The organism is Micromonospora sp. NPDC000207, assembly GCF_040300925.1.
GTDB lineage: Bacteria > Actinomycetota > Actinomycetes > Mycobacteriales > Micromonosporaceae > Micromonospora.
The window spans coordinates 1-9,997 of the sequence record NZ_JBEPEQ010000158.1 but is presented as its reverse complement, the minus strand read 5'-3'; the positions used below and the strand labels follow the sequence as shown (position 1 = coordinate 9,997).

Here is a 9,997-nt window from a genome sequence, read left to right as displayed (position 1 = left end):
CCCCGGCTCGCCTCACCCCCCCCCCGGCCCCCCACCCCCGCGCCCCCGGTGCGGCGCCGCCCGCCGGCCCGGGGGCCGGGCCGGCAGCTGTGCTACCTCTACCGGCTACGGCCCGGGGCCGAGGCCGAGTACGAGCGCCGGCACGCCGAGGTCTGGCCGGAGCTGCTCGACCTACTCGACGAGGCCGGCCTGTACGACTACACCATCTACCGGCACGGGCTGCTGCTGATCTGTGTGCTGCGGACCCGGTGGGGCTTCGACCACGCCAGCCGGGTCACCGGCGACGCCCAGGTGCAGGCCCAGTGGACGGCCTCGCTGGCGCACCTCTTCGCCGAGATCGCCGACGCCGACGGCGAGCCACTGTGGGCGAACCCGGTCTTCCACCATCCCGGCTGCTGACGGTGGGGTCGCGCCGCAGCCGGACAACCCTGGCGATGCCTCGTCATCGCGGGTGCCCGAGCGGGGTGAGTCGCCTCGCGACCCCACCCGTTGCTCATCTCCTGGTCGACCGTGAATCGGTGGGATTCATCCGGTGGCCGTGGTCGGCAGGCAACGCGTACGAGGAACTGCGCTGACTGGGGCCGGGGTCTCCCGTCTGCAAGGATGCGTACTCGGCGACGGTCGGGGCCTTCTCGGTACCGGCTCCCCGACGGGGATTCGGTACTCGCCTCCGCTCCGCCCAGGCCGGCACGGGTAGTCCCTGGGACTCGAACTTCTCCCTAGCCACTTTGCGTGCATTCTTCTGTGCAGCCGGAGTGAGTCGTTCGTAGTCGTTGGGACGGCCGTCGGCCCCACGTTCGTGGTGAGACACTCTCCTGTTCTGGGCCCAGACCGGCACGGGTAGTCCCTGGGACTCGAACTCGTCCCTGACCTGCTTGCGTGCACTTCTCTGTCCAGCCGGAGTGAGTCGTTCGTAGCCCTCGGGAGGGCCGTCGGCTCCACCGACGCGAGACTCTCGCTGCCTCTGTGCCCAAGCCGGCACAGGCTTTCCTTGAGACTCGAAGTAATCTCGAACCGCTTTACGCGTTCGGTACTGATTCTTGTCGGACATTTCATCGTAGGATTCCGGAGGCCCGTAGGGATATGAGGATTCGGATGCGTCGGGGGCAGGCGTATCGTAGGAGTCCGCAGGCTCGTAGGGATATGAGGATTCGGGTGCGCCGGGGGCAGGCGTATCGAACTGAGGGTCATGGCCCCAATGTGGAGATTGTGGGGCGGGGGCGTAGTCCCAATCTGCGGGTGGAAACTCTGTCTCTGGGACGTCTGTCTGGTCGGAGCTGTTCACTGGACCTCGTTCCTTCTGCTGCGGGGTGGGGTTCTTGATGTCCACTATGTCATGTGCTGGGGGCCTTCATTCCCACGCCTCCCAGCGTGCAGGTCCACCAGGTCAGCCCTTGTTTGGCGGTCGCGGCGGATGCGGGGCGCGTTCGTGGTGCGGGACGGCGAGGATGTTCGACGGCTAGCCCGATACGGACGATGGCCGACACCGTGCCTCGCACGCGCCACCGCTACAGCCTGACCGGCGCAACGCCGCTCGACCGACATACCGGACGCCGGGTCACCCACGCCGGGAACGTTCGGGAGTCCAGGCCCTAGACGGCGTAGGCGACGGAGCCGTCGGCGCGCAGGGGGATCTGGTGGAGCGGTCGGCCGCTCAGGTCGAGGGGGGTCTCGTCGGTGAGGTCGAGGGTGACGCCGAGACCGGGCTCGGTGGGGACGGGCAGGTATCCGCCGTCGCGGCGGACGCAGGGCCGGGCCGGTCCGTCGGCGAGGGCGTCGTCGAGGGGGGAGTACTCCTGGGTGACGAAGTTCGGGATCGCCGCGTCGAGGTGCACCGAGGCCATGGTGAGCAGCGGGCCGAGACAGTTGTGACTGACCACTGCGGCGTGGTGGGACTCGGCCAGGGCGGCGATCTTGCGGGCGTGGCTGATCCCACCGGCCAGGCCGAGGTCGGGGCGGACGTACTGGGCGCCGCCCTGGGCGAGCAGCTCCTTGAACTCCCAGATGGTGTGCAGTCGTTCCCCGTTTGCCATCGGGACGCCGAGGGCCCGGCGGGCGACGGCGGCCTGGCTGCTGACGCTGTCGATCTGGACGGCGTCCTCGACCATCAGCGGCAGCAGCCGACCGACCGCCGGTACGACCGCCTCGGCCTGCAACGGGGTCAGCTTGCGGTGCAGCTCGATGAGCAGGTCCACGTCCGGGCCGACCGCCTCCCGGACGGCGGCGGTGGTGGCCTCGGTCTCGGTGACCAGGCGGGCCAGCGACAGGTCGCCGTAGTCGGCGGGCAGCGGGTCGAACTTCACGGCCGTGAAACCGTCGGCGGCGGCGGCGGTGGCCTGGGCTGCCAGGGCCTCGGCACCGGTGCCGGGCAGCAGCAGGTGCAGTCGGATCCGGTCCCGGACCCGCCCGCCGAGCAGCTGCCAGACCGGCACGTCGAGGCGCTTGCCGAGCAGGTCCCACAGGGCCAGGTCGATGGCGGAGACGGCGGCGGTGAGGACGGACCCCCGGAACGGACCCATCCGGTAGAGGTGGTGCCAGTGGTGCTCGATCCGGTTCGGGTCGGCACCGAGCAGGTACGGCCGGAAGGTCTCCACGACCGCGTGCACCGCGCCGGGGTATCCCCAGCAGGCGGACTGGCCGACGCCGACCAGCCCGGCCGAGGTGTGTACCGCGACGAAGTGCGCGTCGCCGCGTACCACCGACTCGACGGCGGTGATCTCCATGCTGCCCCCAAATTAGAGCCCTATAACGGCCACAAACTTGCTCCTGCACTCTTCCATAGCATGATGTCCCTGGTCTAGGCTCCAATCCGAACGAGCCGGAATAGGGCTCTAAATCTTCTCTGGGGGTGTGATGGGTCTGCCGGACGACTACCGGGCGATGGCCCGGATCCGCCGGTTCGAGGAGCGGCTGGCCGCCCTCAAGGACGACGGCGAGATTCCGGGCTCGATCCACCTGTGCAACGGCCAGGAGGCCATCCCGGTCGGGGCCGCCCGCGCGCTGCGCGACGGCGACCACGTCACAGCGACCTACCGTGGGCACGGGTGGGCGTTGGCCCGAGGCGTGGACATGGCCGGGCTGTTCGCCGAGATGATGGGGCGCGACTCGGCGGTCAACGGGGGCCGGGCCGCCTCGCCCTACCTGTCCGACCCGAGCCGGTGGTTCATGGGGGAGAACTCCATAGTGGGTGCCGGGGTCCCGATCGCCACCGGGGCCGCGCTCACCGCGCAGCGCACCGGCAGCGGTGCGGTCTCCGTGGTCACCATCGGTGACGGTGCGATGAACCAGGGCAACGTGCACGAGGCGATCAACCTGGCCGCCGTGCTCGACCTGCCGCTGGTGGTGGTCGTGGAGAACAACGTGTACTCGGAGATGTCCCGGATCGAGGACATGGTCCGCATCCGTCAGCTCGCCGAGCGGGCCGCCGGCTACGGCATCCCCGGCCGGGTCGTCGACGGCAACGACGCCGACGCGGTCGCCGACGCCCTCACCGAGGCGGTGACCCGGGCCCGGGAGGGCTCCGGACCCTCCATCGTGGAGGCCATGACCGAGCGCCTGGTCGGCCACTACAGCGGAGACGTGCAGCACTACCGGCCGGCCGGTGAGATCGCCTCGGCCCGCGAACGGGAGCCGCTGGCCCGCATCCGGGCCGCCGCCGACGCCGAGCTGACCGCCCGACTCGACGCCGTCGACGCCGAGGTGGAAGCCGAGGTGGAGGCTGCCGTCACCGCCGCCCGCGAGGTGCCGTACCCGGATCCGGCGACCGTCAAGGAGCACGTCTATGTCTGAGTCGCTGCGCTACATCCAGGCCGTCAACGCGGCCCTGACCTGGGCGCTGGACACCCGGACCGACACCGTCTACTTCGGTGAGGACGTCGCCCTGCCCGGCGGGCCGTTCGGGGCCACCAAGGGGCTGCACAAGCGGTTCGGCTCGGACCGGATCTTCGACACCCCGATCTCCGAGACCGGGTTCCTCGGCATGGCGCTCGGGTCGGCGATGACCGGCCTGCGGCCGATCGCCGAGATCATGTACGCCGACTTCTCGTTCGTGGCGATGGACCAGATCGTCAACCAGATCGCCACCATCCGTTACTCCAGCGGCGGCCGGTGGAAGGCCCCGCTGGTGATCCGGATGCAGCAGGGCTACTCCCCGGGTGCCTGCGCCCAGCACTCGCACTCGCCCGAGGCGTACTTCGCGCACACCCCGGGGCTGCGGGTGGCCCTGCCGTCCACCCCCGACGACGCGTACCAGATGTTGCGCACGGCGGTGACCAGCGACGACCCGGTGGTGGTCGCGGAGGCCCGGATGCTCTACCCGACGAAGGGCCCGGTCCGCACCGACGCACCGGTCGAGCCGGTCGGCGGTGCCCGGGTGGTCCGGGAGGGCACCGACGCGACGGTGGTGGCCTGGTCCCGGATGGTCCCGGCGGCCCTCGCGGCGGCCGGGACGCTCGCCGAGGAGGGCATCGAGACCGAGGTGATCGACCTGAGGTGGCTCAACCCCCTCGACTTCGACACCGTCGGCGCGTCGGTGTCCCGCACCGGCCGGTTGGTCGTCGCCCACGAGGCGAACCTGACCGGCGGGTTCGGCGCGGAGATCGCCGCCCGGGCGGCCGACGAGTGCTTCGCCGACCTGCGGGCCCCGGTGGCCCGGGTGGCCACCCCGGACGTGCCGATGCCGGCGGCCCCCGCGTTGCAGAAGGCCGTCGTGCCCGAGGCGGCGCACGTCGTCGAGGCGGTCCGTCGGACGGTTCGACGGTGACCGGCGGCACCCCGGCGGCCGGTCTGCTGGCCGGCCGCCGGGTGGTCGTCGTCGGCGGTGCCTCCGGCATCGGCCTGGCCACCGTCCGGGCCGCCGCTGCCGCCGGTGCGGCGGTGGCGGTGCTCGACGCCGACGCCGGGGGCGCGGCGGGTGCCGCCGAGCAGGCCTGCGCCGTCGGGGTGCGCGCCTGCGCCCACGCCGTCGACGTCACGGTCGAGGCACAGGTCGCCGAGGCGCTCGACGCCGCCGCCGTCGACCTCGGCGGAGTCGACGCGGTCCTGCACGTCGCGGGCATCATGCGCGGGCAGGGCACCGACGTCGCCGACCTGTCGGAGCAGCTGTGGCAGCGGGTGATCGCCGTCAACCTCACCGGCCCGTTCCTGGTCGCCAAACACGCGGTACGGCACCTGACCGGCGGCGACGGGGTCCTCGTCCTGGTCGGGTCGAAGGCGGGCGTACTCGCCGGAAGCGGGTCGGTACCCTACGGCGCGAGCAAGGGAGGACTGCACGGCCTGGCGTTGACACTGGCCCGCCAGCTCGGTCCACGCGGGATCCGGGTGCACACGCTCTGTCCGGGCGACATCGACACACCGCTGATGCGGCGGTCGCTGGACGAGGCGCGGGCCAACGGCACCGACGGCGGCCAGGTGGCCCGGATCGAGGCGGCCCTGGGTCACCCCGAGGACGTGGCGTCGGTGCTGACGCTGCTGGCCGCACCGGTCAGCGCCGGCATCGCCGGCACCGTCTACACCGGCTGAGCAGCCCGACCGGACGGCCAGGGCGACGACGTGGAGGCAGCATCGTGATCGGGATCATCGGCCCGGAGGACTCGATCCGGCTCGTGCAGGAGGTGGCGCAGGGGGAGGGGCGCGCGGAGGAGGTGACCGCCAGGGCGTACACCAACCCCGAGCAGGCGCCCGAACTTGCCCGGGAGTTGGACGGGCTGTGCCAGGTGCTGCTGTTCACCGGGCGCATCCCGTACGCCTTCGCCGCCGCCACCCCGGGGCTGCGCGCCGAGATCGACTACATCCGGCACGCCGGGATCGACCTGTACCGGACCCTGTCCCGGATGCTGCTCGCCGGTGGGGGACGCCTGCCCCGGGTCAGTGTGGACACCATCGAGGCGGACACCGTCCGGGAGACCTACCACGACATCGAGGTGACCCCGCCCACCGAGATCCTGCCCATCGCCGACTCCTCCGGGCTGCTCTTCTCCGGGCTGGCCGAGATCACCGCGTACCACCGGGAGCGCTACGCCTCCGGGGCTGTCGAGGCCTGCCTGACCTGCCTCGGTGCGGTGCACCGGGAACTGCGCGACTCCGGGGTCCCGGTCTGGCGTGTCGAGCACACCCGGGCCTCGGTCCGCGACGCGCTGCGTCGGGCCTGGCAGGCCGCCGAGGTACGCCAGTCCCGGGCCACCCAGATCGCCGTGATGATGATCGAGGTGCCGGAGTCCGCAGGTCGTCAGGTGGACCCCTACCAGGCCGAACGGCAGCGGCTGCGGCTGCGGGAGGCGCTCCTGGAGCACGCCGAGCGGATGCGCGGGCGGTTGGGGACCATCGACGACCGGACCCTGCTGATCACCACCACCCGGGGCACAGTGGAGAGCGCCATCGCCCGACACCGCGCCGGGCACGCCTCCCTGCTCACCCTGCGCGGGGTCGACGGCGAGCACACCGTCGGCTTCGGCGCTGGCACCACCATCGCCGCCGCCGAGGCCAACGCCCGCCAGGCGCTCGCCCTCGGGCGGGGTGGGGACACCCACGTCGTCTTCCCCGACGGGGACATCTACTCCACCCGGTCCAGCCAGGTCAAGCAACGCCTGCGGGAGACCGCCCCGGGGGTGCTGCGCGTCTCCGAGCAGCTGCGGCTCGGGCCGCTGTCCACCCGACGGCTGCTGGAGGCGCTGCACCAGATGGACCCCAACGAGGTGACCGCGCGGGGGCTGGCCGACGCGTACGGGGTGGAGACCCGATCGGCGCGTCGGCTGCTCAAGTCACTGCGCGCAGCCGGGTTCGCCGAGGAGGTCGGGGTGCACGTCAGCACCGGTGCGGGCCGACCGCAGACCGTCTACCGGGTGGCCATGCAGCGGCTGGTCGGTGCGGTCGGGGCCGACTCGTGAGGTTCGAGCCGACCTGGCTGGTCACCGCCACCTTCGCCGCCGACGCGCGGCTCACCAGGCAACCCCACCGGGCGGCCCACCTCGACCACGTCCGGGGGCTGCTCGCCGACGGCACCGCCCTGGTCGCCGGGGCCCGCGCCGACCTGGGGGCCTCGCTCCTCGTCCTGCGGGCACCCGACGCCGTGACCGCCCGGACCCTCGTCGAACACGATCCGTACTGGCAACACCGGGTGTGGACGGCCATCGAGGTGATCGAGTACCTCGCCGCCACCCCGCAGTCCCTCGGGAGGTCATGATGTCGCAGTACCGCCAGGTTTCCGGCGTCCGGGTGTCCGGCGTCGACCACGCCCCGTACGCGGCCGGTCTGCTGACCGACGCGCTGGGGGAGGGGGCCGAGCCGGTCCGGTTCACCCCCGACGCGACGCTGCCCGAGGGCGGGTACCGCGTCGAGGTGCCCGAGACCGGCGAGATCCGGATCGTCGGCGACCCCTTCGCCGGCCTGGTGTACGCCACCCGTGACCTCCTCGACCGGGCCACCCCGGCCGGTCTGCCCGTCGGCACCGTCGACGCCACGGCCGGGCCGGGGCTGCCGTTGCGGACCCTCTGGACGTGGGACCACTCCACCAACTGGGACCTGCGCCGACTCGGCCTCCAGGAGATCGGCGCGCTGAATCCGTACGCCAAGGGCTCCGACGCGTTCGGGGCCGACTACCGGCGGCTGGTCGACTTCTGCAGCGCCGAACGGATCGGCGGGATCGTGGTGTACGGGCTGCTGCGCGACGCCCACGGCGGCGTCGAGGCGGCCCGGGAGCTGTGCGAGTACGCCAACGCCCGGGGCGTACGGATCATCGCCGGGGTGGGGATCAACGCCTACGGCGGCGTCTACTTCGACGGTCGGCACCGCTTCAACCTCGCCACCTGGCTGCGGCAGCGCCCCGACCTGGCCGCCGAGCTGCCGAAGAAGGTCGGGTTCGACATCGACGAGTTCGGTGACCTGCACTTCCCGGCCAGCGAGTACATGATGGCCGCCTGTCCCTCGCATCCGGAGAACCTGGCGTGGCACCGCGACGCCGTCGACTGGCTGCTCGACACCCTGCCGGTGGGTGGGATCAACTTCGAGACCGGCGACTACGGCAGCTGCGCCTGCGACAGGTGCACCGCGCACACCGGCGGTGAGCGCACCTCGTGGTCGTACGAGGCGATGCGGTCGGTGTACCCGACCCTGCTGGACACCGCCCGCCGGACCGGACCGGCCGGGGTGCCCCTGCGGCACCTGGTCGAGGTGTACTGGGACAACATCTTCGACCTCGACGCCCAGGGTCCGCTTGCCGACCTGCCCGACGACGTCGCCTACCAGTACTGCGTGAACCGGGGTTTCTGGTACGACAACCGGGACCGGCTCACCGCCGACCACGTCTCGGCGTTGCCGCACACCACCAACGTCCTGCGGACCCACGCCGGATCGCAGTGGAACCGGCAGCGCCACTCCTGGGTCCCGGACATGTACGCCGACATGGCCACCCGGACCGCCGCCGCCGGGATGCGGGGGCTGACCATCTTCGCCGAGGCGTCCGCGTACCACCCGACGAACGAGGTCAGCTACCTGGCGTACGCCCGGTTCTCCTGGAACCCGGAGCTGACCTGGGCGGACTTCTGGCGTGACGAGGTCGCCCCCCGGTTCGGCGGGTCGGCCGAGGCGGAGGCGTTCCGCGACGGCGCGGCAGTGCTCGACGACCCGTCGGCCGAGGCGGCAACGTTGACCCGGGTCGGCGCGGACGCCCTGGCGATGGTCGCCGCGACCGGCGGGGAGGTGCAGCGCCGCTGGCTGTGGTTGGCCGAGCGGACCGCCCGGCACGCCCACAGCGCCGGCTGACCCCGCTGTCGGGACCGCCCCGGTCGTCGGTGGTGAAGCCGTCGACCGGGGCCGCGCGGGTCAGCCGGTGGCGACCCCGTAGGCGAGGGCGAGGAGCGCGGCGGTGAGGGCCGCCGCCCCGCCCATCGTCAGGGTGTTGCCGAACGACCAGGCCCCGGGCCGCCCGATCGCGGCGTGCAGGAAGAACCCGCCGGACTGGCTGATCGTCCCGGCGGCGAGCAGACCCCCGACGACCCAGGTGTACGGGTCGGACAGCCCGGCCCGGGCGGCAATGCCGAGGGCGGTCAGGGTGAGCACCAGCAGGACACCGGCGTGCGCGTGTCCGGCCCGGAACAGTGCCAGTTGGAAGGCGTTGAGTCGTCCGGCGGCGGTCAGTCGCATCAACGTGTATCCGCCGAACATCACCGTCGGGACGCTGACCAGTGCGATCACTGTCAGCCATCGATCCGCCGTACCCATTGTTCCTCCTGTCGTGGTGGCGTTGCGCACGCCCGATCTTGACGACGACAAGATAGCCTGGTCGGGTAGCATCTTGTCAACGTCAACATGAGCGGAGGCCGGATGCGGCAGCCATACCACCACGGTGACCTGCGCCGGGCCCTGCTCACCGCAGCCACCGAGGCGATAGTCGAGGCCGGGCCGGCGGCGTTGAGCCTGCGGGACCTGGCGCGGCGGGTCGGCGTCTCGCACGCCGCACCGGCGCACCACTTCGGCGACAAGACCGGCCTGCTCACCGCGATCGCCGCCGAGGGGCTGGAACTGCTCGCCGGGGCACTGGAGGCCGCCGGGGGCGACATCCTGGCCACCGGTCAGGCGTACATCCGGTTCGCCGTCACCCACCGGGCGCACTTCGAGGTGATGTTCCAGCCGAGCCTGCTGCACGCGGAGGCACCGGAGCTGGTGGCCGCCCGGCAGCGGGCCGGTCAGGCGCTCAGCGACAGCCTGACCGATCCCCGGGTGACCGACGGCGTCGCCGACCAGGCACGGCTGGCCGCCTGGTCGATCGCGCACGGCTTCGCCACCCTGTGGCTGGCCGGTGCGCTCCCGCCCGACCTCGGCGGGGACGCCCCCGACGCTGCCGCCCCGGTCCTCCGACTGCTCTTCGAACACCCACCCGCGACGTGAGCGGCGGGAGGGCCGGGCGGTGCGGCGAGGGGCCGCACCGCCCGGCGCCGGCGTGCCCGTACCGGGCACCGGTCGGCGCGGACGCGCCGGCGCTGTGGGCGTCGTCCGCTACCCG

The 9,997-nt window shown here is 72.3% G+C and carries 10 protein-coding genes; 8 read left to right on the top strand and 2 right to left on the bottom strand.

All coding sequences use genetic code 11. From position 1 onward, the window contains the following. A partial coding sequence (locus ABT336_RS25435) for an L-rhamnose mutarotase (protein WP_350899806.1) occupies positions 1-399 on the top strand: 399 nt, incomplete at its 5' end. A gap of 1,193 nt (positions 400-1,592) precedes the next feature. Here ABT336_RS25435 and ABT336_RS25430 read toward each other — a convergent pair. Continuing rightward, positions 1,593-2,723 carry a mandelate racemase/muconate lactonizing enzyme family protein gene (locus ABT336_RS25430; protein ID WP_350899804.1) on the bottom strand — a complete coding sequence of 377 codons (1,131 nt, stop codon included), beginning with the start codon at positions 2,721-2,723 and terminating at the stop codon, positions 1,593-1,595. 130 nt (positions 2,724-2,853) lie between these two features. On the opposite strand from ABT336_RS25430, the gene ABT336_RS25425 reads away from it, so the two are divergent. Genes ABT336_RS25425 through ABT336_RS25400 form a run of 6 tightly spaced genes read left to right on the top strand, consistent with a single transcriptional unit; the run spans position 2,854 to position 8,757 of the window. Further along, positions 2,854-3,789, top strand: a complete 936-nt coding sequence (locus ABT336_RS25425; protein ID WP_350899802.1) for a thiamine pyrophosphate-dependent dehydrogenase E1 component subunit alpha — start codon at positions 2,854-2,856, stop codon at positions 3,787-3,789. After that, positions 3,782-4,762, top strand: a complete 981-nt coding sequence (locus ABT336_RS25420; protein ID WP_350899800.1) for an alpha-ketoacid dehydrogenase subunit beta — start codon at positions 3,782-3,784, stop codon at positions 4,760-4,762. Before ABT336_RS25425 ends, ABT336_RS25420 begins: the two co-directional genes overlap by 8 nt. Beyond that, positions 4,759-5,520 (top strand): SDR family NAD(P)-dependent oxidoreductase, encoded by a 762-nt coding sequence (locus ABT336_RS25415; RefSeq protein WP_350899798.1) that lies wholly within the window; start codon positions 4,759-4,761, stop codon positions 5,518-5,520. Before ABT336_RS25420 ends, ABT336_RS25415 begins: the two co-directional genes overlap by 4 nt. A gap of 44 nt (positions 5,521-5,564) precedes the next feature. Next, on the top strand, positions 5,565-6,884 hold the full coding sequence (locus ABT336_RS25410) for a helix-turn-helix domain-containing protein (protein WP_350899796.1): 1,320 nt from the start codon (positions 5,565-5,567) through the stop codon (positions 6,882-6,884). Further along, on the top strand, positions 6,881-7,180 hold the full coding sequence (locus ABT336_RS25405; RefSeq protein ID WP_350899794.1) for a YciI family protein: 300 nt from the start codon (positions 6,881-6,883) through the stop codon (positions 7,178-7,180). The genes ABT336_RS25410 and ABT336_RS25405 overlap by 4 nt, the downstream gene beginning before the upstream one ends. Continuing rightward, positions 7,180-8,757 (top strand): hypothetical protein, encoded by a 1,578-nt coding sequence (locus ABT336_RS25400; RefSeq protein ID WP_350899792.1) that lies wholly within the window; start codon positions 7,180-7,182, stop codon positions 8,755-8,757. The genes ABT336_RS25405 and ABT336_RS25400 overlap by 1 nt, the downstream gene beginning before the upstream one ends. 60 nt (positions 8,758-8,817) lie before the next feature. On the opposite strand, the gene ABT336_RS25395 is transcribed toward ABT336_RS25400, so the two are convergent. Next, on the bottom strand, positions 8,818-9,216 hold the full coding sequence (locus ABT336_RS25395) for a hypothetical protein (protein WP_350899790.1): 399 nt from the start codon (positions 9,214-9,216) through the stop codon (positions 8,818-8,820). A gap of 102 nt (positions 9,217-9,318) precedes the next feature. Between ABT336_RS25395 and ABT336_RS25390 the strand changes: the two genes are divergently transcribed. After that, positions 9,319-9,882, top strand: a complete 564-nt coding sequence (locus ABT336_RS25390; protein WP_502891266.1) for a TetR/AcrR family transcriptional regulator — start codon at positions 9,319-9,321, stop codon at positions 9,880-9,882. The last annotated feature ends 115 nt before the right edge of the window (positions 9,883-9,997 follow it).

What these genes read in the sequence shown, in the direction of transcription:
- ABT336_RS25430 (WP_350899804.1), bottom strand. Translation starts at nt 2,723, where the DNA reads ATGGAGATCACCGCCGTCGAGTCGGTGGTACGCGGCGACGCGCACTTC.
- ABT336_RS25425 (WP_350899802.1), top strand. Translation starts at nt 2,854, where the DNA reads ATGGGTCTGCCGGACGACTACCGGGCGATGGCCCGGATCCGCCGGTTC.
- ABT336_RS25420 (WP_350899800.1), top strand. Translation starts at nt 3,782, where the DNA reads ATGTCTGAGTCGCTGCGCTACATCCAGGCCGTCAACGCGGCCCTGACC.
- ABT336_RS25400 (WP_350899792.1), top strand. Translation starts at nt 7,180, where the DNA reads ATGTCGCAGTACCGCCAGGTTTCCGGCGTCCGGGTGTCCGGCGTCGAC.
- ABT336_RS25395 (WP_350899790.1), bottom strand. Translation starts at nt 9,216, where the DNA reads ATGGGTACGGCGGATCGATGGCTGACAGTGATCGCACTGGTCAGCGTC.
- ABT336_RS25390 (WP_502891266.1), top strand. Translation starts at nt 9,319, where the DNA reads ATGCGGCAGCCATACCACCACGGTGACCTGCGCCGGGCCCTGCTCACC.